The following is a 25722-nucleotide window of genomic DNA, read 5'->3' as shown; positions in this document are numbered from 1 at the left end:
TTTGAGATTTTTATCACTCTTGGAACTATCTTTACTATTTTAGTTACAGGACATACATACATGGTAGACGAGCATAATAATATTCGCAATTTTAGTTTATTGCTTGCCCTTACGGCAGGGTTTTGTGATGCAATAACTTTTATAACTGCCGACGAATTTTCTGCCCACGTTACAGGCAACTTTATTTTGTTTGCCTATGATGTTATCAAAGGGGCCGATAGCCAGTCGTGGGCAAAACTGATCACTCTTCCTGTCTTCATCATAGCTGTTATAACCGGCGGATGGTTGATTAATAAGACTTCAAGTAAACGCAGCATTTTACTTTTAGAGGGTTTTATACTGCTAGCCACGGGTCTGGTTGCATTTGTATTAAAGTTTGAAAATATTTCTTTAGGATGGCTTGCTTATGGCATCGTTATGCCAGTTGTTTTTGCCATGGGATTGCAAAATGCGTTTGGCAAACTTTATAGTAAGGAGACCTACGGCCCTACTACCATGATGACCGGAAACGTTACCCAGGCTGCACTTGATTTTTTAAAAGTAATAAAGACAAAATTTAGCGATAGCCTGATAATAGCAAGCTTAAAACATCAATCGCTAATTATCGGCGGATTTTTGGTCGGGTGTTTATTAGGTGCTATGGCAGGAAAAGTGATTGGATTGGGCGGATTACTATTGCCGGGGATCGTCCTGATCATTTATCCTAAAAAAGATCTGGTTGCATAGAATATCAGTTAATAAAGCTAACAGTGATAGACGTGCCTTTACCTGGCTCAGAAGTAGCGTTAATGGTGCCATTAAAAAGGCTGATAATTTTACCGGTAATATATAGACCAATACCATTGCCTTTATAATCCTTCGCATTGGTAGCACGGTAAAATGATTGAAATACTTTCTCCAGCTCTTCAGCCGGTATACCTAATCCCTTATCGCTAATAGTAATGCTGATATGGCTGCTGTCAGCATAAAGGTCGCATTGCACACGCTGTTTATCTGAAAACTTATAAGCATTACTGATAATATTATTTAATGCGATGATCAATAATGATTTGTTGGCGGGTATCTGTAATTTTTCAGGATCATCAGGCAAATGTTGTATGCTTACTGCAAAAAGTCCTTTCCCCATTTTATTAGTCCAATGATCAGCCAACTCCCACACCAGTTCATCAACGGCTACCGGACTTAATTCGGCCCGTGTGTAGCTCATATCAACCTGTGCCAGTTCCATCAGGCCTGTAATGGTTTCATTTAAATTTTCGGCATCATTCAGTACCGATTTTAAAATTTGCTCATATTCTTCATTCGGGCGTTTTTTATTCAAGGCAACCTCTATCTCGCCAATAATACTGGTAACAGGGGTTTTCAGCTCGTGAGATGCATTGACAACATAGGTTTGTTGCACCTCAAACGCATTATCAAGATGTTTTAAAAGGCGGTTAAAATTTTGGGCCAGTTCGCTGATCTCGTCTTTGCCGTTACCTTCATTAATACGCATACTCAGGTTACTGGCACGCACCTGCTGCATTTGCCCTATGATATCATCAATAGGTTCAAGCGCCTTTTTGGCGAACCAACGACCAATAAAAAACAGTCCTGCTACCACCCAAACAATCATAATCAGCATTATTTCAATCAGGTCGTTGATCCGGCGATGTCCCTGTATATCTACCGCTGATGTCAGAATAACAAAATTCCCCTGGTTATCATTGTAATAAATGCCAACGGTTTGCCTGTTACCCTCGGTAAACTCTACCTGTCTTCCCTTGCGCACCATATTAATCACATTGCTGTCCCAATATTGCTGCCTGTCCCTAATAAATGATGCACCGTTCCGGTCGTCATAAAATCGCGTCACTTCACCCGGAAGCTGTTTCAGATTGCGTTCACGAACATGGCTCAATGAATCAGGTGATATCTCATCTGCCTCCAGATATAATTGTGCGGCAACTTTAGCCCTGTCTACTAAACGGCTATAAAAGTCGCTTTTAGCAAATGAATTGAATATAACAAGGATAATAGCAAGTGCAATAAGCAGGATCACCGTACTAATGAGCGTAAAATAAAGCGCAAGACGGTTTTTGATCTTCATTGTTTATTTCCCCTGTTTCAAAATATAGCCCATGCCAATAACCGTATGTATCAGCTTGCTTTTAAAGTCCTTTTCGATCTTTTTTCGCAAATAGTTTACGTAAACATCAATAAAGTTAGTCCCGGTGTCAAAACTTATCTCCCACACTTTTTCACCAATGTATTCCCGTGATAATATTTTATTGGGGTTTCGTAAAAACAGTTCAAGCAGGGTGTATTCTTTAGCAGTGAGTATGATCTTTTTGCCATCCCTTTCAGCAGTTTTGCTCCAAGTATCCAGTTTCAGATCATCAAATACAAGCATATGATCATCTTCCTTGTTTTTATTGCGCCGCAGCAATGCCTCAATACGCGCAAGCAGTTCGCTAAAATGAAAGGGTTTTACAAGATAATCGTCAGCACCTGCTTTTAATCCTGATACTTTATCGTGCACCTGATTTAGTGCGGTAAGCATAAGTATCGGCGTATTGCTGTCTGTCTTTCGGATATTTCGGCATAATTCAATGCCATTGGTATCAGGCAGCATTACATCTAATATCAACAAATCAAATTGCTCCTGCTGTAATAGTTTTTGAGCACTCAGGCCGTCTTCTGCTGTTTTTACAGAATACCCGTGTTCCTCCAGGCCTTTACGGATAAAAGCGGCAACTTTTTGCTCATCCTCAATTAAACAAATGTGATTCATACCGAACAAATATGATAATATTAAGCTTAATTTTTTTCAGACAGATATTTTACAATAGCGCAAATATCAAATCAGTATAATTGTAACGGAATAATTATTTAAGTTATGCAAAAAATAACACCATTCCATGTGGCTGTACCGGTTTATAATCTGGAAGAAGCCAGAAAATTTTACCGCGAGGTTTTGGGTTGTTCGGAAGGTCGTACTGATAAATTGTGGACAGATTTCAACTTATATGGCCACCAGTTTGTCATCCACTATAAACCAAAACCGGAAGGCTCGATTGAGCACCATACCAATGCTGTTGACGGGCATGATGTACCTGTTCCTCATTTTGGTGTAGTATTAGAGTGGGACGAATGGCAAAAGCTGGTCGAACGCCTTAAAAAGCATGGTGTAAAATTTGTCATAGAACCTTATATCCGCTTCAAAGGCCTGCCCGGCGAACAGGCAACTATGTTTTTCCAGGACCCATCCGGGAATGCGCTGGAGTTTAAGGCATTTAAAGATATAGGACAGTTGTTTGCGAAATAGGGGTTATAAATCAGGTTGTCATCCTGAACGATAGTGAAGGATCTTCTTCAATATGCAAATCGGAGATGCCAGGTTGAAGAAGATGTTTCGCTATGCTCAACATGACAAAATTAATTTAGAAGTTCTAAAATATCCGCTGCTGTATCACCGCCAGAAAATCACTCTTAAACTTTTCGCTTACTGGTATTTGCTTACCTGCAATATAAATATGGTTGTCGTGGAATTTTTCCAGTTGTTTGGTATTCACAATGTAGGAGTTATGCACCCTTACAAATGGCAGTGGTAATTGCTCTTCAATCTCTTTAAGGCGGCGATAGATCAATAACTGACCCGTTTCAGTTACCAATCTTACATACTCCTTTTCACCTTCAAAATATAAAATATCATCCAACCGTATCTTGCTCAATGTCTTGCCGGATTTGACAAAGAAATATTCCTTTTCAGGTACTGAAACCGGTGCCACAACAGGCTCCTTATTGCCAAAATGTGCCTCTATCTTTTGGGTTGATGACAGGAAGCGTTTTAATGTAATTGGCTTCAATAAATAGTCTATCGTTTGAAAAGTATAGCTTTCGGCAGCATATTCGGAATAAGCCGTGGTGAATACGATCTTGGTTTCGTCAGGTAACAAGGCAGCCAATTCCATACCTGTAAGTTGCGGCATATTGATGTCCAGGAAAATGAAATCAACTTTATTTTTCTTTAAAAATGTCATGGCTTCCAATGCATCGTAGCATTTCGCCATAAGTTGCCATTGCGTGGTTTGGTGGATCAATATCTCAAGCAGGTTAACTGCATTGGGTTCGTCGTCTATGATAATGCAACTTAAATTCATGATAATGGTACTTTTAAAAAGGCGGTAAATTGCTTTTCTGTACAATCAATATTTAGTTCAAATGCTTCTCCGTACAACAATATAAGCCTTTTTCTCAAGTTTTCAATACCAAATCCGTGAGTAGTTTCTTGCGCTTGCTGGGGTTTTTTATTGTATGTCTGGAAAAGCAGGTATCCATCCTGGTGTATCAACGAAATATCTATTTTATTCTCACTGCTCGATTTATCGATGCCATGTTTAAAAATATTCTCCACAAAGGTCATCAGCAGCATTGGGGGTATGCGGGCTTCTGCATTATAATCTTTTACAAAATTGATCTCCGTTTCATGTCTTATGCGGATCTTTTCCAATGCGATATAATTTTCAAGGAACTGTATTTCCGTTTGCAGGGAAACTTCGTCCTTCGGACTTTCATCCACAAAATACCGCATAATATCCGATAGCCGTTCTATCAGAGCTGCCGTGCGGGGTGCCTCTCGATAGGCTTCATAATAAATGTTATTTAACGTATTGAATAGGAAATGTGGCTGTACCTGGGATTTAAGGAGATTCAGTTCGGCCTGGCTTTTCTGGGCTAATATTTTTTCAGCCTGCTGTTTTAAAGAGAAGTAGGCTATGGCGATACGGAAGATGAAACTTAAAAGATAAGTCAGAAATCCGGCTATCACGAAGTTCAGGGTCATTCCGAATGTCCATACTTCCGGCTTTTTCGCAAAGAACGTGTTGTAGATAAACATGATCAGCGATCCCCTTGCTAATCCTCCGCCTACCAAAAGTATGATCACACAAATTACATACTGTACCTTATACCCTTTTTCATACAAATACGGATATAAGAACTTGATGTTGCCATAAATCACCAATATATAAAACGCAACGCTTATTGTGGTAAAACTGGCAGCCTGCGGAAAGCCGTCTTCCGGTAGTAAAGAAAAAAAGATGATAAAATAAACAGCTATCCAAACCAACAACTGTAATTGTACGATAGTCGCTCTCCCTTTCAAAAGATTCATTTCTAAAAGTACAAAGCTTTTTGCTTAGGCGCACTTCGTTTTCAATAATTGGCCGGGTCTATTCAATAAATGCCATCATAATCTCAACCGCCGTAGCCCATTATTCCAATGAGGTTTATATCATCACCTATTGACACAATCCGGTAAACAATTAAAAATAAACCCTTTACGGTTGAATTTATTTTCAATAAAAAAGAATAAACGTCAGCTTTATTCCATACTAACCATTATAAACCCTTATTTACCAGACATGAAACTACATCCCATTGCAGAAAAAATAGCCCCGATAATAGCCACACTATTATTACTACTGTCACATTCAAAAAATGTGGTTAAGCAGGTGCAAAGCATCGATCTGCCGATTGTAGTTTCTGCCTGGAAATAAGAAGATCATCATCAAACAATGTTTATTCATTTTAAAACTTCTTACACATGAAAAAATTTATTAAAGCCTGTTTATTACTGGCTATTTTCCAATTTGCTTTTACTGGTCTTGTGCAGGCACAGCTGACCGCCCTGCCCAACGGCGGCAATAAAAGAGCCACCGTTAGCGAAGGAATAGGCATCACCAATGTCACTATTAATTACAGCCGCCCTGCTGTTAAAAAACGCGACGGCCACATTTGGGGTGAATTAATACCTGTAGGTTATGTGGACCAGGGATTTGGCCCATCCAAATCGGCCCCATGGCGCGCCGGTGCCAATGAAAATACTATCATCGAATTTTCTACAGATGTAAAGATCGAAGGCCAGGCTCTTGCTGCCGGTAAGTACGGATTCTTTATCGCTTATGATCCGAACGAATGCACGCTGATCTTCTCAAAAAACTATGGCTCTTGGGGTAGTTTCTATTACAAGCCCGATGAAGATGTACTACGTGTAAAAGTAAAACCCGTAGCAGCTGACAAAAGCGTAGAATGGTTAAAGTATGAATTTACTGACCAAACCCCTACGAGTGCTGTAGTCGCTTTGCAATGGGAAAAATTAGTTATCCCATTTAAAATCGATGTGGATGTAACAGATACACAGGTAGCGTCATTCAGAAAAGAACTAAGAAGTGAAAAAGGCTTCAATTGGGAAAGCTGGGACCAGGCAGCACAATATTGTGTACAAAACAAAACCAACCTTGACGAGGCCTTACTGTGGACCGATACCGCAACAAGCGTCAACTTTGGTGGTGATAAAAGCTTCACTGCATGGAGTACCAAAGCTTCGGTATTAGATGGACTTGGACGATCTACAGAATCAGCAGAGGTAATGAAAAAAGCACTCCCTTTTGCCAGTTCTAATGAATTGTACTTTTACGCAAGATCGCTTACACGCCAGAAAAAAGGGAAAGAAGCCTTCGATATCTTTAAATTGAATTATGATAAACATCCTAATGAATTTCTGCCTAATGCAGGTATGGCAAGAGGTTATTCAGCCATTGGCGATTATAAAAAGGCTTTAACATTTGCACAAAAGGCTCACGAAATGGCTCCGGATAAGCCCAACAAGGACATTACAGCAAATTTTATTAAAACCCTGCAGGAAGGGAAGGATATCAACTAAATCTTAGGTTGACCGGCACTCGTTTGGGTGTCGGTCAATAATATCGCTTCTTCAAATTAAGATTTTGGAAATGGATGTTTTAATACTGATCGGTCTTCTGCTGCTTGGCGGCTTGCTCAACTTTATAAAAGAGTTTGATATAAGGTCGGCTAGCCGCCTTGCGGGCATTTATGTTTTCATTGCTATAGTAGCCGCATTGTACACCTGGATACACTATTTTGTAGGTGCAGATGCTGATTTGCTAAAAGTGCTCAATGTCTTTTTACAGGTTATAAATAGTTTAGCGCACGCATTGCTTGGATACATGGTAGCATATATCATTCTGAATTTTCAGCACTTAACTGATCAAACCGAAAATGCAGGTTTAAAAAATGTTATCCGTTTAACCAGATGGGCAATTTCTATTTCGATTGCCAATACCTTCATCTTAGCTACTGCAGGCAAATCACAGAACATGGCATATATGCTCGATTTTTTCAGGCATTCGGGCTATGCAAACTGGTTCCTGTACTTTATTATGAGCGTCGAACCATTAGGCGCTTTAGGTATCCTGTTTCATTACAAATTAAAAACAGGGCCATTGGCTGCCTGGGGATTGATAATAATTATGTTTGGCGCGGTTTATACCCATCTGCATAATCGTGATCCATTTTCAGATTCATACGCTGCAGTTATCCAATTGATCAATCTATCACTCCTGCTGCTTGTTTACTATTTTGAAAAACAGGTTAACAAAATGCATCCTGTTACGCCTATTTATGTTGTATGAAATTAGACAACAGTACAGATAAATCGGTTTATTTAATAATTGACTAATAATTTATAGAGTTCGTCAGTATATTTATCTACTCCAGCTAAAGAGTTATCCAATAGTCTTGTAATGAAAATATCCGACTCTTTGAATTTAAATTTAGCGAAGGGTTCAAATTGTATATCCCAATTAGAAGGTTGTGCTAAGATTTCGCCTTCACCTAAATTGAAAGTTGAATCCTGTGTGACGCCATTAACAGTAACATTGTTAAGTTGTATATTATGTGAATTGTCGATTACAATCGCACCATTGCCAATGTCCACACTGGAAACCATTTGTTTGGCTTGCTCCTTTTCACCAAAATGTTTAGTGCTATTATTTAAATCTATCATATTTATTAACCATTGTTCGTTACGAGGTTGATTATATGGTTGAATGGATTCTAATAAGTTATAAACGTCTGGCAAATAAGTTTTTAGATTCGGTAGAATTTCGTTAACGCGTTTGTTGAATCTTTTTTGCTCAGTAACATACGGGAAATATAGTTTTTCCTTTGGTTTCAATACTATACCTTTTTTATTTGCCTCACTAATTAGAACATCTTCTATATCGTGGGTTGAGTAATCCAGACAAATTCGACAATGTGACAAAGCAGAGACAATTTTAGGACTTCTTAATTTTAATACTTCTTCATTATTTAGTGCATCAGTTTCTTGTGTTTTCAACACATCAATTAATTCAGATGCTTCTTCTAATTCTTCTTTTATTGATTTGTTTCTCATATTATTTTATTATGCGGCAAAATTACTGCTTTGATTTGCGAAAGAGCATCTTGTTTAAAATAAAACGATACAAATAAATGTGGGATTTAAATAACAATAATTATTAATCTATGCCACAATTAAGCTAATTATGACAGCATAGTTTATAAAAGGAAGCTTTATATTTGAGTAATAACCATTCACCAATTATAAATCTTCCTTTTATGCAAATAACCAGGTGCAACACGCTTGCTGAACTTAATGAGCTGGCCTCAAATATGCTTATCAGCGATTTGAAGGAAAATCCTCAATCCCTGGTCTGTGCGGCTACGGGTAATTCGCCTACTGGGGTATATCAAAAACTTGTTGAAAAACAGGGGTCGATAGTTGTCGAAAATTTAAGATTTATCAAGCTGGATGAATGGTATGGTTTGGGTATAAATGATGCAGGATCGTGCGAGCATTATCTACATAAGTATTTATTACAACCCTTACAGGTATCTGCTGAAAGATATATTGCCTTCGATGGCAAAAGTAATGAGCCTGAAAAAGAATGTGAACGCATAGCACATTACCTGGATGAGCATGACCCGATAGACCTGTGTATTTTGGGGCTGGGCAAAAATGGCCATATCGCTTTTAATGAGCCTGCAGATTTTTTACACCCTCGGGTGCATTTAGCCACATTAAGTAAAACCTCTTTAGAACATACCATGATAAAAGGCAATGATGAACATATCAAATATGGCCTGACATTGGGTATGGCTGACATCCTTCGTTCAAAAAAAATAATCTTGCTTGTAAATGGGACGCATAAGAATGCTGTAATGGAAAAACTAATGGAGCAAAAGATAAGCAGCCAATTACCGGCGTCTTTTCTATGGCTGCATGCGGATGTGCAATGTTTTTACTGTGATAATGATAATTAATAATGGGAAAAGGAACTGAGAAAAACACCTATGATGCCATTGTGATCGGCTCGGGTATCAGTGGTGGCTGGGCCGCGAAGGAATTGTGCGACCTGGGCGTAAAAACCCTTGTTTTAGAGCGTGGTCGAAATATTGAACACATCAAAGATTATCCTACTGCAACAAAAGGGCCATGGGAATTTCCGCATCGCATGGAAGAACCTTTGCAGGTATTAAAGGACAACCCCGTGATCAGTAAATGTTATGCTTACGGCGAGGATACACATCACTTTTTTGTGAAGGATAAAGAGCATCCATACATACAGGAGAAACCATTCGATTGGATACGGGGGTACCAGGTGGGCGGTAAATCCATTATGTGGGGCCGTGCTTGCCAGCGCTGGAGCAATTTCGAATTTTCGGCACCACAACGATATGGTTACGCGATAGACTGGCCAATCCGGTATGAAGATATTGCACCATGGTATTCGCATGTAGAAAGATTTTCGGGTATCTGCGGTGATAGGGATGGGTTGGAGGCCCTGCCTGATGGCGATTACCTGCCGCCTTTTGAATTAAGTTGTGTTGAGGCGGAAATGCAGAAGAAGATAAACGCACATTATAAAGACCGTTTTATGGTGAAAACCCGCTGGGCACATTTAACTAAACCTGAGCCGATACATCTGCAGCAAGGTCGCGGGCAGTGCCAGGCGAGGGATCTGTGTACACGCGGTTGCCCTTTTGGCGGATATTTTAGTTCTGTTTCATCGACTTTGCCCTGGGCAAAAAAAACAGGTAATTTAACCATCAGGCCGTTCTCGGTAGTTCATTCAATTATTTATGATGAGCAAAAAGGCAAAGCGACCGGCGTGCGGATTATTGATACAAACACGAAAGAAGAAGTAGAGTACTACGCCAAAGTGATCTTCCTGAATGCTGCTTGTTTAAATACCAATCTGATATTGCTTAATTCAACCTCTTCGCGTTTCCCAAATGGATTAGGAAATGATAGTGGATTACTTGGAAAGTATATCGCTTTCCAAAATTACCGTGCCAGCGTTCATGGTACCTATGAAGGTTTTGAGGATAAATATTATTATGGACGAAATCCTACTAATCCTATCATTGCTAATTATCGCAATTTGCACAAGCAGGATACCGATTATTTAGGGGGATTTTTAACGTTTGTCTATGCAAACAGGGGTCGGCAATACTGGAATGATGGCATCGGTGCCGATCTGAAAGATTCATTATCAGAGCCCGGGCCATGGCATGCCGGTATGTACATACAAGGCGAAACTTTACCGAAAGAAAGTAACCACGTTCGCTTAAGTAAGGACCAGAAAGATCCATGGGGAATTCCGCAGTTGATCACTTCAGTAGGCTATGATGATAACGATGAAAAAATGATCAAAGACTTTTTAGATCAAAGTGCCGAAATGTTGGAGATATCAGGGGTGAAGAATGTCACCAAACGTGATACCCACCAGGCGCCGGGCCTGGATATCCACGAAATGGGCGGTTGTCGAATGGGGCATGATCCTAAAACGTCTCTATTAAACAAATGGAACCAGTTGCACTTGTGTAATAACGTTTATGTAACCGATGGCGCTTGTATGACCAGTACCGGAAATCAAAGCCCGTCTATTTTATATATGGCATTTGCTGCGCGGGCAGCTAATCATGCTGCGGAAGAAATGAAAAAGGGGAATATTTAGTTTTAGAGATCAATTAATTAGAGACTATTGATCAGGGCTTTTGTTTAATTATTGTTTATGACCAACAGACGTGCATTCATCAAAAATATCGGCGTTTTGGGGCTGGCAACTCCTTTTTTGAATAAAAGAGATTTGTTCTTCTCAGATCGTAAGCTTCCCGCACTTGGAATACAATTGTACATGGTAAAGGAAGATATGGAAAAGGACACACCGGGCACTTTAAAACAGCTTGGCGAAATGGGTTATACCCAAATTGAAAGTTATGGTGGCAATAAGGGCATGTTTTGGGGGATGCGTAATAAGGAGTTTCAAAAACTGGCTAATGGCTATGGGTTAACTTTGGTTTCAAGTCATTATAATGATGAGCCGGGTGGTTTTGAACAACAAGCCGAAAGAGCAGCTGAGATCGGAATGAAATATCTGATATGCCCATGGAAAGGTCCGCAAAAATCTATAGATAACTTTAAACGCTTCGCGGACGAGTTTAATAAAAACGGAGAGCTATGCAAAAAGCATGGTATGCGGTTCGGCTATCATCCACATGATTATCCCTATAAGAAAGTAGATGGCCAATTGCCGATAGATGTATTATTAACCAATACCGACAAGGACCTGGTCGATTTCCAGATGGACTTCTATTATACGGTAACAGAAGGGCAGGACCCGGAAGAATATATCAAAAGATATAGCCACCGCTTTAGGCTTTGCCACATGCGCGATGTATTAAAGGAGCGCCTGCCCAAAGGAAGCGAAGAAGAATCAGCCTGTGATCTTGGACAGGGAATCATCAATTATCCACACCTGCTATCAACCGGGTTGGATAATGGGATGAAATACTTTTTTGTTGAGCAAAGCAGGTTCTATAATGAAACGCCATTGCAAAGTGCTAAAGCGAATATTGACTACCTTAAGAGATTGCGATTAGCTTAAAACTTGTGATAGGGTTTTTCAAAAAACTCATCCACTACCTGGTTAAACTCATCCCTGTGTTCCTGTAAGGTAGGATGGCCTGAACTAGGTACTACCCATAAATAAGCGCGCGGAATTCCCTGGTAAATTTTGGTGGTATGTTCAATAGGTATCACATCATGGTCACCGCAAATGATAAGCGAAGGGCATTTAATAGTCCTTAACGCACTAAAAGGTATATTGGGCTGAACATAATCCAGCATAAATATTTTCCAGTCGTTTTTCTCTTTGTCGGTGGTTCTTGGCTTGTTTTTGTCAGCCTGGTATTGTTTCTGCATATCCTTCCATACTGGGGGCTGCAGTCCTAACGAATCAGGTGTTAAGTTAGCCCCGGTCGAGGCCAGTTTAATTACTTTTTCAGGATGCCGCATAGCAAGTACCAGGGCATTAATTCCCCCATCGCTCCAGCCGATCACATAGGCAGAATCAATATGCATTTTGTCCAGCAGCGCTGCAAAATCATCGGCCATCATCTCAAAACTAAGCGAATCTTTAGCATCAACCGTTTTCCCATGCGCCCGGCTGTCCACCGCAATCACCTGATATTTTTTGGAGAAGTAAGGGATAGTTTGCGAAAAAGCATTGATACTGCCGCCATTGCCATGTATCAGCAATAAAGGTTTGCCGCTGCCATAAATCTCGGCATACATTTTTATGCCACGTACATCATAGTATTTTCCCGCAGCCGGATTGTCACCATATCTCACCTGTTGACTACAGGCAACCTGTACCATTGAAAATAAAAGAATTAAGCTTGATAGTAATCTGTTCATATCGGCATTGATTATCAGGTGCCTAAATATAAAGAAGTTTCCAATTAACGCAATCAAGAAAATCATGGAGCGTTTATTCAGAAAGTATTACCTTTAAAAACTACAATTAACGCATGCTTTATGCTGTAAACCGATTATATTTTTATACCAATGGATGCTGCAAACAACAATGCTACAGAGATCAAAACCACTTATGATGCCATCGTTATAGGCTCTGGTATCAGCGGTGGATGGGCCGCTAAGGAATTATGTGAAAAAGGATTGAAAACCCTGGTGCTGGAACGCGGCCGTAACGTGGAGCATATCAAAGATTATCCTACAGCTACTACACCACCATGGGAGTTCAAACACCGGCTTAGAATGACCACAGCCATGCTTAAGGAAAATCTGCTGATAAGCAAAGCGGCAGGCTATGGTGAAGACAATGCACTTTTTTTTGTAAAGGATAAAGACCACCCATATATACAGGAAAAACCTTTCGACTGGATACGTGGTTACCAGGTTGGTGGCAAGTCCCTTACCTGGGGCCGGGCCTGTCAGCGCTGGAGTAAATATGAATTTACAAATCCCGAAAAATTCGGCTATGGCATTGCATGGCCCATAGGGTATGATGATGTAGCGCCATGGTACTCGCATGTAGAAACCTTTATTGGTGTGTGCGGTAACAAGGATGGTATAGAATCAATGCCTGATGGTGAGTTTTTGCCGCCTTTCGAGATGAATTGTGTGCAGGAAGAGATCAGCAAAAAGATCAAAGAAAATTATAAAGACCGTCACCTTGTGCATGCCCGATGGGCACATCTTACCCAGCCCAAACAGATCCATATCGATCAGGGCAGGGTGAAATGCCAGGCACGTAATATGTGTATGCGTGGATGCCCGTTCGGGGGATATTTTAGTTCAAACAGTTCTACGTTACCCTGGGCTAAAAAGACAGGCAACTTAACCATAAGGCCTTTTTCGGTAGTACATTCTATTATTTATGATGAAAAGCTGGGTAAGGCATCTGGTGTTAAGGTAATCGACACCAACACCAAAGAAGTGATCGAGTATAAAGCGAGGATCATTTTCCTCAATGCATCGGCACTAAACAGCAACCTGGTATTGTTAAATTCTACATCTAATCGTTTTCCAAATGGCTTGGGTAATGACAATGGCTTGCTTGGCAAGTACGTTGCCTTTCAGAATTACCGGGCATCTGTTGGTGCAGAAATGGATGGCTTTTTAGATAAATATTATTACGGCCGAAACCCAACTGAGTTGATCCTTGCTAATTACAAAAACCTGCATAAACATGAAACCGACTATTTTGGAGGTTATACCACCTTTATGGGAGCTTACCGCGATAAAAGGCCTGCAGATACTGACCAGGGGCAGGTTGGTGCCGATTATAAAGATTCATTAACAGAGCCGGGTGGATGGAAAGTGTATATGTATATGCAGGGTGAAACTGTTCCCAAAGAAACAAATCATGTGCGATTAAGTAAGGATCAAAAAGACCAATGGGGTATGCCATTGCTTATCACATCAGTTGAATATGATGATAATGATGAACGCATGATACAGGATTTTTTAAAGGAAAGTAAGGAAATGCTGGAGAAAGCGGGCTGCAAAAATGTGCAGACCTATGAAAACAAACAGGCGCCTGGCCTCGATATCCACGAAATGGGCGGCTGCCGCATGGGTAAAGATCCCAAAACATCCTTATTGAATCAATGGAACCAACTGCATTTATGTAAAAACGTATTTGTTACCGACGGCGCCTGTATGACGAGTACCGGAAATCAAAGCCCGTCTATTTTATATATGGCATTAACTGCCAGGGCAGCAAATTATGCTGTTGATGAAATGAAAAAAGGGAATTTGTAGGTTATATTTTAAATCACCTGAATCACAATAAAATGATCCAAATTAAAAAGAAAGCAATTTGTATACTGATCCTTTCAGCTTGTATTGCTGCTGGTAATAAAGCTTTTGCTCAAAAGCAAGATATCAACCAGAAAGTTGAGGCCTTGCTGGCTAAAATGACTTTGGAAGAAAAGATAGGGCAACTAAATCAATACAACGGCGATTGGGAAGCGACGGGGCCTGTAACAAAGGATGTAGGTAATAAACTTGATGAGATCAAACAGGGTCGTGTGGGTGCGGTATTAAATATTATGGGTACGGAGCATTGCCGTACATTTCAGGATGCCGCTATGAAGTCGCGCTTAAAGATACCTCTGCTATTTGGTCAGGATGTGATCCATGGTTATCGTATTACTTTTCCTATACCCTTAGCGGAGGCATCAAGCTGGGATATGGGCGCAATTGAAAAAGCAGAGCGGATCGCCGGTACAGAAGCATCTGCATCCGGTATTAACTGGACATTTGCTCCAATGGTAGATATAGCCCGCGACCCCCGCTGGGGCCGCGTAATGGAAGGGGCGGGTGAAGACCCTTACCTTGGTTCGCTCATCGCTGCTGCAAGAGTAAAAGGTTTTCAGGGTAAAGGTTTAGGTAGCACTGATGCAGTAATGGCCACCGCCAAACACTTTGCTGCTTATGGTGCTGCTATCGGCGGTAGAGATTATAACAGTGTTGATATGAGTCCGCGTACGCTTTGGGAAGTTTATTTGCCACCATTTAAAGCCGCACTTGATGCCGGGGTAGGAACTTTTATGAACTCCTTTAATGATCTTAATGGTATACCTGCCACCGGGAACAGCTATCTGCAACGCGATATTCTGAAAGGGAAATGGGGATTTAAAGGATTTGTAGTAAGCGACTGGGGCTCGATCGGGGAAATGATCAATCACGGTTATGCAAAAGACAATTACGAAGCAGCAGAAGAAGCCCTTAAAGCCGGCAGCGATATGGATATGGAAAGCCGCAGCTATATCAATAATCTTGCAAAACTGGTTGCTGATAAAAAGATATCTGTTAACCTGATAGATGACGCGGTAAGGCGGATACTTAAGAAGAAATTTGAACTGGGACTTTTTGATGATCCTTATCGTTTTATTAATCCTGAGCGTGAAAAAACCAGCTTAAACAGACCTGAATATGTGGATGCAGCGAGGGATATGGCCCGTAAAAGTATTGTGCTGCTTAAAAATGAAAATAATCTTTTGCCGCTCTCAAAAAACCTAAAAACGATTGCTCTTATTGGGCCTTTGGCAAAGGCTGAAAAGGAGTTGAAAGGATTTTGGTCGCTTGATATAGATAAGAACGAAGAGATCATATCCCTGATGGATGGGATGCAAAGCCATGCCGGGCAAACCAAATTACTCTATTCACAAGGATGTGGTATTACAGACACATCGCGTAAGGGTTTTGATGACGCTATAGCAGCTGCCAAAAAAGCCGATGTAGTTATAATGGCCATGGGCGAAGCTCCAGACATGACAGGCGAAGCAAAAAGTAAATCAAATATTCATTTGCCGGGTGTACAGGAAGAATTGATCAAAGAAATAAAAGCAACCGGAAAGCCGGTAATCGTTCTGCTGATGGCCGGTCGACCAATGATATTTAACTGGACCGCCGATAATGTGCCCGCTATTTTATATACCTGGTGGTTAGGCAGCCAGGGTGGTAATGCAATGGCAGACGTATTATATGGTGACTATAATCCATCGGGTAAATTACCGATTACTTTCCCGCGGTCTGAAGGTCAGATACCTATTTACTATAATCATTATAATACTGGCCGTCCTGCCCAAAATGACACTGATCTTTTTTATAAATCAGCTTACATTGATCTTCCGAACTCGCCGCGTTATGCTTTTGGGTATGGCTTAAGTTATACCAACTTTGAGTATAAAAATATAGAATTGAGCAAGTCTACTCCTTCAATGAAGGACAATGACATACTTTCCGTTTCATTAATGGTACAAAATACAGGCAAGTACGCTGGTGAAGAAGTAGTGCAATTATATCTTCGTGATATGGTATCACAACCAGTACGGCCTGTAAAAGAGCTAAAGGATTTTAAGAAAATACTGCTCCAACCGGGCGAAACCAGGCGCATTACCTTTAATATCAGGAAGGATGAATTGTCGTTTTATAATGATAAGTTGGAACGTATTGTGCAGCCCGGTACATTCCAAATTATGATCGGTAGCGCTTCAAGTGATATAAGGTTGCAAAAATCCTTTGAGCTGACTAATTAATTTTTAGCAGGCGGTTCGGATACGATCTCACCTAATTCATTTACGTAGGCCATCATACTTTCAAGGCCTCCGCCTGCTGAATTTTCCTTGCGTTCCAGTTTGCGCTGCTCTTTATCCTCTTTCTTCTTTTGCTTGTTTTTTTCAAGCTGCTTTTTCATGAATGTTGCCTGGGACTTTGCCATATTGTTGAGTTTTTGATGTGAATGATATCTGAAAATTAAATTATATTAAAACAAAAAGCACCCCGGTATACCGGGGTGCCTACGATTGTATAGTGATTTCTTAGATTACTTTTACATTTACCGCGTTAAGGCCTTTTTTGCCTTCTTCCACATCAAATTGTACCCGGTCATTATCACGGATCTGATCAATGAGGCCAGTTGAATGTACAAAAACATCGCTTCTGTCATCAGTTTGAGAAATGAAGCCGAATCCTTTTGTAACATTGAAAAACTTTACTGTTCCTTCTTTTTGCATTATGATTTTTTTAATAAGTCGGCAAGTTAGTCATTAATACCCATCTATTTGCTTTTTGGTAAAAATATTTAATTTTCTTTTAAGCGACTTTCAACTTTATTTTAATTAGTGCGCAACTTTTGCATATATCTATCGTTTACATTGGTACATTAATGTATTTATTGTTTGTAAAAAATACAATTATTACATTTAAATTACATACTTTTATGACCATTAAAAACCGATAAAAACCAAACCGACACAATTATCCCTCAACTTAGGCATTGCCATCTTCTGACCCGGTAATATTTAAGCTTTGGCTAATTAATAATGAACAAAGCAAACAAGCTACAGTATTTGGCAACCTTCAATTCTACCCTCTTCCAGGTCGACCTTTATAACTCAGCGCAGTTAGCACTTAAAAAAACACATAACTAACAAATGGCATTTTTAGACCATGTATTACAAACTCCGTCATACGGCTGGAAGGACACAAACGGCGATTTAGTCAAACCTACAACAGGACAGATCTTCAGCGAATTCTTTTCGCGGTTAAACGTATTTAAGAACAAGAAAAACTGGCTTCCGTTTTTTAGCTGGTTTAAGGTATTGTGCCTTACGCCGTTTTTCCTGCTATTTCTTTTCCATTTTTTTAGCCTGTATATGCTATTGGCAGCTTTTTTATATAGCATGATCATCATGGGGACGCATGGTACAATATGGCATCATCGTTATTGTACACATGGGGCCTATAAATTCAAGAACAATTTTTGGCGTTTTTTTACACAGAATTTGACTCTGAATGTTATACCCGAAGAGATTTATGTAATATCTCATCACGTTCATCACTCTAAATCGGATGAGCCTGGTGATCCATATAATGCATACGGTGGCTTTTTATATTGCTTCCTGGCGGATGTAAACCACCAGCCCATTGCAAAAGATCTTAGTGAAAAAGATTACAATCGTATAAACCTACTTATGCTTCATACAGGCATTAAAGGAAATACTTATGCTCAATATCAAAAATGGGGTTCCTATGTAAATCCGGGGCGTGCGGTATTGTCGTGGATATTAAATTGGTCATTCTGGTACCTTGTTTTCTTCCTGATAGGCGGACATGCATTGGCTTGTACTTTATTTGGAGCAGCTGGTTTTTGGGCTGTAGGTGTGCGTACATTTAATTATGAAGGACACGGCAAAGGCTCAGGCGTTCAACGCGAGGGGATTGATTTTAATAATAAAGATAAGTCTGTTAACCAGGTTTGGCCGGGTTTTGTAGCCGGCGAATGGCACAATAATCACCACCTGTTTCCTAAAAGTGCTCGCAGTGGTTTTAAACCAATGCAGCTTGATTTGGCATGGCAGTATATAAAACTAATGAACCGCCTGGGTGCTGTAAAGAGCTATAAAGACAATAAAAAACAGTTTCATGAACTATATTATCTGCCCGAACTTGCACGGCAAAAAGAATTGGCCGTTGAGAAACTGGCAATAAGTAAAAGTCTGAAGGGACAGATCAATCCATAATATCGATCTGCGATATTCCTTATACTTAATTTCTTCATATCTTTAATAAAAGGACTGCACCTTGTGACAGTCCTTTTATAATTATAATTAATATCAGTTAAAACAGATATGAGGAAATTAATAATTTTGGCCCTATTTTTAATCGGCCTGCAGGCATCCGCCCAAACAAAAACTCTCCTAAAACAGATCACCTTTACAAAGGAACAGCTTAAGGATAAGGTCATGGGTGGATGGGCAGGACAAACCATCGCAGTAACCTTTGGCGGCCCATACGAGTTTCGTTTTAATGGGACATTCATACAGGATTATCAACCTTTGCTGTGGTATGATAGCTATCTGAAAAAAACCATGATCGAAAACCCGGGCCTGTATGATGATCTGTATATGGACCTGACATTTGTTGATGTATATGAAAAATATGGACTGGATGCCCCTGTTGATTCCTTTGCCAATGCTTTTGCCCATGCGAGCTATATGTTATGGCATGCCAATCAGGCTGCCCGTTACAATCTTTTGAATGGAATAAAAGCACCTCAATCCGGATTTTGGATGAATAACCCGCATTCGGATGATATTGATTTCCAGATCGAATCAGACTTTTCAGGTTTAATGTGTCCCGGTATGCCCAATACTGCATCGCAAATAGATGATAAAATAGGTCACATTATGAATTATGGCGATGGCTGGTATGGTGGTGTATTTGTCGGCACCATGTATACTTTGGCATTTACCTCTAATGATATTAATTATATTGTTAACGAGTCTTTAAAAGCAATACCCACACAAAGCACTTATTATAAATGCATCAGCGATGTGATCAGGTGGCATAAACAATACCCGAACGACTGGCATCAAACCTGGTTTGAGTTACAAAGGAAATGGTCGTCAGAAATAGGTTGTCCGGATGGCGTGTTCAATGCTTTTAATATCGACTCCAAACTTAACTCGGCTTATGTTGTAGTGGGTTTGCTATATGGCAACGGCGATTACTCAAAAACCCTGGAGGTGGCTGCGCGTTGCGGACAGGATGCGGATTGTAACCCTTCTACAGTAGGGGGTATTTTGGGCACCATGCTGGGTTATAAAAAAATACCTGCTTATTGGAAAATGGGATTGAAGGACGCCGAGTCAATAGACTTTAAATACACCACTATGTCATTAAATAAAGTGTATGATATCAGTTTTAAACACGCATTGCAGGTTATCACCCGAAATGGTGGAAGGATAGACGGAGATAATGTAACTATTGCCACCCAGACTCCCAAACCAGTAAGGCTTGAACAAGGCTTTACAAATATGCGCCCTTTACAAAAAGTAGAATTGCAGCAAGATATCAGCACTAAAGAACTGAGCTTTGAATTTAGTGGAACTGGTTTTGCAATTAGCGGAGAGGCCGGGAAAAACAAAAACAAAGCAGGCGAGTATGCTTTTGAGGTGGAGCTTTACATCGACGGGGAAAAGATTGAAACAGCCAAACTGCCAACTGATTTTACAACACGCCGGCTTGAGCTTTTCTGGAAATACCAATTGACCGACAAAAAACATTCTGTAACTATTAAAGTGTTAAACCCTAATAGCGATTACTACCTTAATACCTCCAGCTATATTATTTATGGCAATGCGTTAAAAATTCGCGATGGCAAGAGTAAATGAGAGCTTGTTTAAGCTGATTTAAATTTTAATAATTATTCTGCTGGCTTTTTAATAATTTCAAAAGTTCGGACTCACTATTCCAGGAGATTTTTCCATATTGATAAAATCGATCTAAAAATCAAGTTGATATAGATTATAACTATATCATATCAATTCTTTATATAAAATCACGCTTGTAAAAGCGGTATATTTGTAACCAAAAAATAATAACATTGAGAATATGATAACTATCGGTCAAAAATTTCCCGAATTTTCTAAAACATCTGTTGTAAGTATCGAAAAAGGAAAAGAGTTCGAAACCATCACCTCGGATTTTATGGTAAACGATGATAACGTTTGGACAGTAATGTTCTGGTGGCCAAAGGATTTTACTTTTGTATGCCCTACCGAGATTGCTGAGTTTAATAAAAGCTACGGCGATTTTCGTGACCGTGATACCCGCCTGATTGGTGCTTCTACCGATTCTGAATTTGTACACGCTGCCTGGAGAAGAGATCACGATGATCTGCGCGACCTGAAATTCCCGATGTTGGCTGATACTTCAAAATCATTGGCTGAAGATTTGGGTATCTTAGAGCCTAATGAAAAAATTGCTTACCGTGCTACTTTTATTGTTGACCCAACCGGCATTATCCGTTGGGTATCAGTAAACGATTTGAATGTTGGCCGTAATGTAAAAGAAGTTATACGTGTGCTGGATGCTTTGCAAACAGACGAGCTTTGCCCATGTAACTGGGTTAAAGGTGAAGAAACTTTAACAGTATAATTAATTTAATTAATTGATCTCCGTACTGTATAAGTGCGGGGATTTTTTTATTTCTAAATGTGAAAAATAATGAACGAATCGACAGAGATCATAAATGAGATATTGCAGAGCTTAGGTATCGATACAGCATATCGTACCGATGCCCTTACTTTGCTTGAAAAAGGCGAATCACGCTATTTGCGCGACCTGAAATTGAATTTAACAAGCACACTTACATCTGAGCACTTAAACACGAAAGAATGTGCGCTGATCGGACTTGCAACTGCTATCAACAATAATAATTCTTTACTGATACAGTTTTTCAACCGCTATGCCGAAGAGCAGGGCGCTACTCCTGCTGATACTGCTGAAGCAGCAGGATGTGCATCATTGTTAGCTTCAAACAATGTATTTTACCGTTTCCGTCATTTCACACAAAAAGAAAAATACGGACAAATACCTGCACGTATACGTATGCAATTGATGATGAAACCAGTTACAGGAAAAGAGTTTTTTGAATTGATGAGTCTTGCAATTTCAGCAGTTAACGGCTGCGAGATGTGCGTGAACGCGCATGAAGACTCCCTAATTAAATTAGGCGCTACTGAAGAGCGCATTTTTGATGCCGTCCGTATTACATCATTAGTAACTGCGACAGGTAAAATAGTATTTTAAGAGTAATATAATATTAATAAAAAGGAGCTGTTCGACCAACCGAACAGCTCCTTTTTATTAATGCATTACATTATGCATAATAGCATATTTAGATTGATATTAGAATAATATTCGATTCCATGATCAAAAAAATCATGGTCATTTTATTAAGTATAATATATATCCTGGAAATTAATTCAGTGCAGGCTATACCTGGCTAAGCAATGATAACAACTTTTCTTTTGTAAGAGGCTTTTCTATGATACTATTTACTGTTTTATAAGTTAATATCTTGTATACATCCGTTGGATTATTTGTTGGAGATAATATAGTTAGTATAGCAATCCTATAATTCTTTTTTATTTCAGCCGGGAATTTCTCAAATTCCTCAACAAACTCAAATCCATTCATAAATGGCATCTGCAAATCAAGCAAAATCATAGTGGGAAAATTATCCTCATTAGGATTTTCGCGGATTATTTCCAATGCATGTTTTGCATTCTGAAAAGTTTTAATAGCTAAGTTTCTATTACTAAGTTCCAGGAACTTTTGAGTAACAAAGCAATCAAGTTCACTATCATCAATTATTATAAACGAAAATTCCATGTTCATTAGATAGATGGAATAGTCACTTTAAAAGTTGTCCCCTTGTGCAAAACGGATTGCACCTCTATTTGCCCGTTTAACTTCATTAAAGCACTTCTTACATTATATAACCCGAAGCCAGACCCGACTTCAAGTGAATTTGATCGGTAAAAAAGGTTAAAAATTTCTCCAACATGACTTCCTAAAATACCTATACCTGTATCTTTCACATAAACTGTTGCTACGCTTTTATCTACTTCCACAATCACCTCAACAGATTTATTTTTGCTGTCTCTGTCCTGGTATTTAAAAGCGTTGGATAAAAGATTGTTGAAAATAAGCCTTAACGGTGCGTAATCGCTTCGGAAAATCCCATCATGGCTAATACTTATATTAAACGCCACATCATTTACTTTTGCAAGCACAGTATATATGGCTTTTAGTTCGTCTATAACTTTATGAAAATCAATCTCTGTTATTTTTAGTTCTCCTCTTTGTAAACTATAATAATCATGCATACTTAACACATAAGCATCCATCTTTTTTACTGATTTTTTCATCAGGAACAACATCTCTTTCATCTCCTCTACATCGTCAATCTCATTTGCCAGATTAATTGCTCCCAAAATCCCCGATAAAGGCCCCCTTATATCATGACTAACACTATACGCAAACTTGTTTAATTCGTCATAGGCTTTCTGCAGTTCATCGTTTTTAATGGCAAGCATTGAGTTGGCTATGTAGAATTTATTTGCCTCCTCTATTGCCCCTATAATATCAGCTTCTGTCCATGGTTTTTTTACAAACCTAAAAATGTTCCCTTTATTTATGGCAGCAATTATCGATTCAACATCGGTATATGCGGTAAGCATAATACGTATCGGAAGAGGGTGGCTGATCCTTATTTCCTCAAAAAAATCAACCCCAGTTTTGCCAGGCATCCGCTGGTCACAAAAAACAACCCTGATTTCAGGATTAGTTTCCAGGCAATCTAATGCCTGGGGAACATTTACAGCTGTAAAAATCTGATAATCAAGGCGCAATAACGCCTTAAAGCCCATTAGATTATCAGTTTCATCGTCCAGGTATAATATTTTTATTTTTTCTGACACTTTGATTTATGCTTATGGTCATAGGTTATCATTATCAATTTTACCAAAGGAAAAATTATGATTCTAAAACGCTGATCAATCCCAATTTAATTATGATTTATTTAGTTGTCTGTGAAGTTGATGGGTATTTGCAAAATAAATTCAGTGCCTTCTCCTTGAGAACTATTAACATTTATTATCCCGTTATGCTTTTTTACTATATTATAAGCAATTGACATCCCTAAACCGGTTCCCTCTCCAACATCTTTGGTTGTAAAAAAAGGTTCAAATACTTTCTTTTGTGTGTTAGCATCCATTCCTATTCCATTATCCTTTATTCTTATGTATACGTCTTTTTTATCGTGGTTTGTTATAATAGTTATTTCGCCGCCCGCGTTATTCTCAAATCTCTCTTGAATCGCATAAACAGCATTTGAAATAATATTTAAAAATGCCTGGTTTAATTTCCCCGGGTAACACTCCACCTTTGGCAAATCTCCAAATTCTTTTATTATTTTTATTTTATTGTTTAGTAAATTATTGGCTATAACCATAGTCGATTCTAACCCTTCATTAATATCGGCCTTTTTCAGATCATCCTCATCCAGTCGTGAAAAGAACCGCAAACCCTTAACAATCTCAGCAGTTCTGGTAGCGCCTTCATTAATGCCTTTTATCAGATGCCTGATCTCCGTTGTAAGATAATCAAAGTCCAGTTGTTCTTTATATTCTTTAATTTGTTTTAGTTTATCAGCAGTTGGCACATCGGATGTACTTACATTTTCAATTACCGTCAGCGCATTCAATACCATTTCAATATCCCGTTTTAAAGGATTGATGTTTGAAGTTACGAAATTTATCGGGTTGTTGATCTCATGGGCTATACCAGCAGTTAACTGACCCAGGGATGCCATTTTTTCGGATTCGACCAGTTGGGTTTGTGTTTGTTTAAGATTTTCAAGTGTGATATTCAGCTCCTGGTTTGATTCACTTAATTCGTGTGTACGCTCGTTTACCTTTAATTCTAAAACTACGTTTTGTTCGCGAATAATCTTTTCGTTTTCCTGTAGTACTTTCAGAGTTTCTTCCTGTGATTTTTCTTTCTCTGCTTTAAAAATATTTATTCTATCAGCCAGGGCCAGGGATAGCAAGATAACTTCAAAAGCTGCACCTATTGGCATGGTATAATTGGTGTAACTATTATAAGGTAATATGCCTAAATTGCGCAATACAAATAATACAACTCCTGTAAAAAACATAGTCCATGCAAACAGGAAAAACTTCGCCGGCCTGTATCCTTTCAGCGAAAGCCTGATGATAACAATATAAATACTAACCGTTACTATTAATGCACTAACATCAGTCATCCGGTAACTTACATGGGCATAACCCAAAAGCCGCACAATGATTGTAAGAGCATATAACAGGATTATTAGCTTAAACAGCTTGCTCATTATTGGCATTCTTTCTTTAATTGCCAAAAAAGATTGAGCAAATAATGAAAAAGCAATGCCGGCCAATGAATTGAATATAATTATACCCATATTAAACATCACCGGTGAATTTGGAAAAATGAAGCGATAGGTATAACCCGACAATGAGGTTTGCGTAAGTGCTATAAAAAAAGCATACAACACATAGTACAAATAGCTGATATCTTTAGTTGAGATAAACACAAAAGTGTTGTAAAGTATCATGACCAATAATATCCCAACAAGAATTCCCCACAGCATGTCGCGTGTAAGTTTGGTTTCGGCAATTTTTTGTGGTGTACCTAATTCTAATGGCAATACCATTTGTTCATTACTTCGAACTTTAAGATAAAATGTAGCAATACTATCTTTTGGAATGTTAATATCGAAAAGAAAATCCTGATGCTTATATTTTCTTTTTTCAAAAGAATTATTGTCGCTTAACGTTTCCGTGTTATAAATGCCTTTAACAGGATAATAAAACTCGCATTCGTCCAATGTCGGATATTCAAGGCTAAGCAGAAGCTGATTTTCCGGACTTTCATTCTTTATCGTAAACCGTAACCAAAAAACTGATGTACTCAGTTGCAGATTAGGAACCTGTGTAAGCGACTGGATAAATCCGGAAGATTTGCGCGCTGAGTTGAAGTCAAGTTGTTTAGAAGTATCCTCCAGAATAGATACATTTTGACCAATAACCGTATTGTCTCCCTTGAAAACTATGACTTTTTGAGCAATTCCTTTGGGTAAAAAAAGAATTTGAAGCAGCAATAAGCTTAAATAGATCTTTTTCATATCG

The 25722-nt window shown here is 39.1% G+C and carries 25 protein-coding genes; 14 read left to right on the top strand and 11 right to left on the bottom strand.

The features are described from left to right. The first annotated feature begins 60 nt into the window (after positions 1-60). Positions 61-726 (top strand): YoaK family protein, encoded by a 666-nt coding sequence (locus ACPPVU_RS03475; RefSeq protein WP_426670307.1) that lies wholly within the window; start codon positions 61-63, stop codon positions 724-726. A gap of 4 nt (positions 727-730) precedes the next feature. Here the strand turns inward: ACPPVU_RS03475 and ACPPVU_RS03470 are convergent, their stop codons facing one another. Continuing rightward, positions 731-2089 (bottom strand): ATP-binding protein, encoded by a 1359-nt coding sequence (locus ACPPVU_RS03470; RefSeq protein ID WP_426670306.1) that lies wholly within the window; start codon positions 2087-2089, stop codon positions 731-733. A gap of 3 nt (positions 2090-2092) precedes the next feature. Next, complete coding sequence (locus tag ACPPVU_RS03465) at positions 2093-2773, bottom strand: response regulator transcription factor (protein WP_426670305.1); 681 nt, start codon at positions 2771-2773, stop codon at positions 2093-2095. 105 nt (positions 2774-2878) lie between these two features. On the opposite strand from ACPPVU_RS03465, the gene ACPPVU_RS03460 reads away from it, so the two are divergent. Further along, positions 2879-3307 carry a VOC family protein gene (locus tag ACPPVU_RS03460; RefSeq protein ID WP_426670304.1) on the top strand — a complete coding sequence of 143 codons (429 nt, stop codon included), beginning with the start codon at positions 2879-2881 and terminating at the stop codon, positions 3305-3307. A 124-nt stretch (positions 3308-3431) separates the two neighbouring features. Here ACPPVU_RS03460 and ACPPVU_RS03455 read toward each other — a convergent pair whose 3' ends face one another. Both ACPPVU_RS03455 and ACPPVU_RS03450 read right to left on the bottom strand, forming a co-directional pair. Continuing rightward, positions 3432-4142, bottom strand: coding sequence for a LytR/AlgR family response regulator transcription factor (locus ACPPVU_RS03455; RefSeq protein ID WP_426670303.1), 711 nt, complete (start codon positions 4140-4142; stop codon positions 3432-3434). After that, on the bottom strand, positions 4139-5155 hold the full coding sequence (locus ACPPVU_RS03450) for a sensor histidine kinase (RefSeq protein ID WP_426670302.1): 1017 nt from the start codon (positions 5153-5155) through the stop codon (positions 4139-4141). Before ACPPVU_RS03450 ends, ACPPVU_RS03455 begins: the two co-directional genes overlap by 4 nt. Positions 5156-5405: 250 nt before the next feature. On the opposite strand from ACPPVU_RS03450, the gene ACPPVU_RS03445 reads away from it, so the two are divergent. The 3 genes from ACPPVU_RS03445 (at position 5406) to ACPPVU_RS03435 (ending at position 7475) form a co-directional block, all read left to right on the top strand. Next, positions 5406-5540, top strand: coding sequence for a hypothetical protein (locus ACPPVU_RS03445; RefSeq protein ID WP_426670301.1), 135 nt, complete (start codon positions 5406-5408; stop codon positions 5538-5540). Positions 5541-5587: 47 nt separating this feature from the next. Continuing rightward, a complete protein-coding gene (locus ACPPVU_RS03440) occupies positions 5588-6706 on the top strand; it encodes a DUF2911 domain-containing protein (RefSeq protein ID WP_426670300.1) in 1119 nt (372 codons plus the stop codon). Positions 6707-6776: 70 nt separating this feature from the next. Continuing rightward, a complete protein-coding gene (locus tag ACPPVU_RS03435) occupies positions 6777-7475 on the top strand; it encodes a DoxX family protein (protein WP_426670299.1) in 699 nt (232 codons plus the stop codon). Between the two features lie 32 nt (positions 7476-7507). Here the strand turns inward: ACPPVU_RS03435 and ACPPVU_RS03430 are convergent, their stop codons facing one another. Then, on the bottom strand, positions 7508-8239 hold the full coding sequence (locus ACPPVU_RS03430) for a hypothetical protein (RefSeq protein WP_426670298.1): 732 nt from the start codon (positions 8237-8239) through the stop codon (positions 7508-7510). 203 nt (positions 8240-8442) lie between these two features. Here ACPPVU_RS03430 and ACPPVU_RS03425 point away from each other — a divergent pair, with 203 nt between their 5' ends. Genes ACPPVU_RS03425 through ACPPVU_RS03415 form a run of 3 tightly spaced genes read left to right on the top strand, consistent with a single transcriptional unit; the run spans position 8443 to position 11774 of the window. Beyond that, positions 8443-9147: a galactosamine-6-phosphate isomerase gene (locus ACPPVU_RS03425; protein ID WP_426670297.1), complete on the top strand. Its 705-nt coding sequence runs from the start codon at positions 8443-8445 to the stop codon at positions 9145-9147. Between the two features lie 2 nt (positions 9148-9149). Next, complete coding sequence (locus ACPPVU_RS03420) at positions 9150-10844, top strand: GMC oxidoreductase (protein WP_426670296.1); 1695 nt, start codon at positions 9150-9152, stop codon at positions 10842-10844. A 57-nt stretch (positions 10845-10901) separates the two neighbouring features. After that, positions 10902-11774 carry a sugar phosphate isomerase/epimerase family protein gene (locus tag ACPPVU_RS03415; RefSeq protein ID WP_426670295.1) on the top strand — a complete coding sequence of 291 codons (873 nt, stop codon included), beginning with the start codon at positions 10902-10904 and terminating at the stop codon, positions 11772-11774. On the opposite strand, the gene ACPPVU_RS03410 is transcribed toward ACPPVU_RS03415, so the two are convergent. Further along, complete coding sequence (locus tag ACPPVU_RS03410; protein WP_426670294.1) at positions 11771-12586, bottom strand: alpha/beta fold hydrolase; 816 nt, start codon at positions 12584-12586, stop codon at positions 11771-11773. The two genes, ACPPVU_RS03415 and ACPPVU_RS03410, sit on opposite strands and share 4 nt — an antisense overlap. 150 nt (positions 12587-12736) lie before the next feature. On the opposite strand from ACPPVU_RS03410, the gene ACPPVU_RS03405 reads away from it, so the two are divergent. Both ACPPVU_RS03405 and bglX read left to right on the top strand, forming a co-directional pair. Continuing rightward, complete coding sequence (locus tag ACPPVU_RS03405) at positions 12737-14455, top strand: GMC oxidoreductase (protein ID WP_426670293.1); 1719 nt, start codon at positions 12737-12739, stop codon at positions 14453-14455. Positions 14456-14487: 32 nt separating this feature from the next. Next, positions 14488-16737, top strand: a complete 2250-nt coding sequence (bglX, locus tag ACPPVU_RS03400; protein WP_426670292.1) for a beta-glucosidase BglX — start codon at positions 14488-14490, stop codon at positions 16735-16737. Here the strand turns inward: bglX and ACPPVU_RS03395 are convergent. After that, a complete protein-coding gene (locus tag ACPPVU_RS03395; protein ID WP_426670291.1) occupies positions 16734-16919 on the bottom strand; it encodes a hypothetical protein in 186 nt (61 codons plus the stop codon). The two genes, bglX and ACPPVU_RS03395, sit on opposite strands and share 4 nt — an antisense overlap. Positions 16920-17019: 100 nt before the next feature. Further along, a complete protein-coding gene (locus ACPPVU_RS03390; RefSeq protein ID WP_426670290.1) occupies positions 17020-17214 on the bottom strand; it encodes a cold-shock protein in 195 nt (64 codons plus the stop codon). Between the two features lie 420 nt (positions 17215-17634). Between ACPPVU_RS03390 and ACPPVU_RS03385 the strand changes: the two genes are divergently transcribed. The 4 genes from ACPPVU_RS03385 to ACPPVU_RS03370 all read left to right on the top strand — a co-directional run bounded on the left by ACPPVU_RS03385 (position 17635) and on the right by ACPPVU_RS03370 (position 21796). Further along, entirely contained in the window at positions 17635-18723 is a 1089-nt protein-coding gene (locus ACPPVU_RS03385; protein WP_426670289.1) for a fatty acid desaturase, read from the top strand. Positions 18724-18831: 108 nt separating this feature from the next. Further along, a complete protein-coding gene (locus ACPPVU_RS03380) occupies positions 18832-20376 on the top strand; it encodes an ADP-ribosylglycohydrolase family protein (protein WP_426670288.1) in 1545 nt (514 codons plus the stop codon). Between the two features lie 220 nt (positions 20377-20596). Further along, positions 20597-21142 (top strand): peroxiredoxin, encoded by a 546-nt coding sequence (locus ACPPVU_RS03375; protein WP_426670287.1) that lies wholly within the window; start codon positions 20597-20599, stop codon positions 21140-21142. Positions 21143-21211: 69 nt separating this feature from the next. Continuing rightward, on the top strand, positions 21212-21796 hold the full coding sequence (locus ACPPVU_RS03370; RefSeq protein WP_426670286.1) for a carboxymuconolactone decarboxylase family protein: 585 nt from the start codon (positions 21212-21214) through the stop codon (positions 21794-21796). A 186-nt stretch (positions 21797-21982) separates the two neighbouring features. Here ACPPVU_RS03370 and ACPPVU_RS03365 read toward each other — a convergent pair whose 3' ends face one another. From ACPPVU_RS03365 to ACPPVU_RS03355, 3 genes are all read right to left on the bottom strand, one after another. Then, a complete protein-coding gene (locus tag ACPPVU_RS03365) occupies positions 21983-22387 on the bottom strand; it encodes a response regulator (RefSeq protein WP_426670285.1) in 405 nt (134 codons plus the stop codon). Continuing rightward, positions 22387-23472 carry a hybrid sensor histidine kinase/response regulator gene (locus tag ACPPVU_RS03360; protein WP_426670284.1) on the bottom strand — a complete coding sequence of 362 codons (1086 nt, stop codon included), beginning with the start codon at positions 23470-23472 and terminating at the stop codon, positions 22387-22389. Before ACPPVU_RS03360 ends, ACPPVU_RS03365 begins: the two co-directional genes overlap by 1 nt. 101 nt (positions 23473-23573) lie before the next feature. Next, positions 23574-25718, bottom strand: a complete 2145-nt coding sequence (locus tag ACPPVU_RS03355) for a sensor histidine kinase (RefSeq protein ID WP_426670283.1) — start codon at positions 25716-25718, stop codon at positions 23574-23576. Positions 25719-25722 lie beyond the last annotated feature (4 nt).

Source organism: Mucilaginibacter sp. McL0603 (genome assembly GCF_049992945.1).
In the GTDB taxonomy this organism is placed as follows: domain Bacteria; phylum Bacteroidota; class Bacteroidia; order Sphingobacteriales; family Sphingobacteriaceae; genus Mucilaginibacter.
This window is presented reverse-complemented; position numbering and strand designations above follow the sequence as displayed.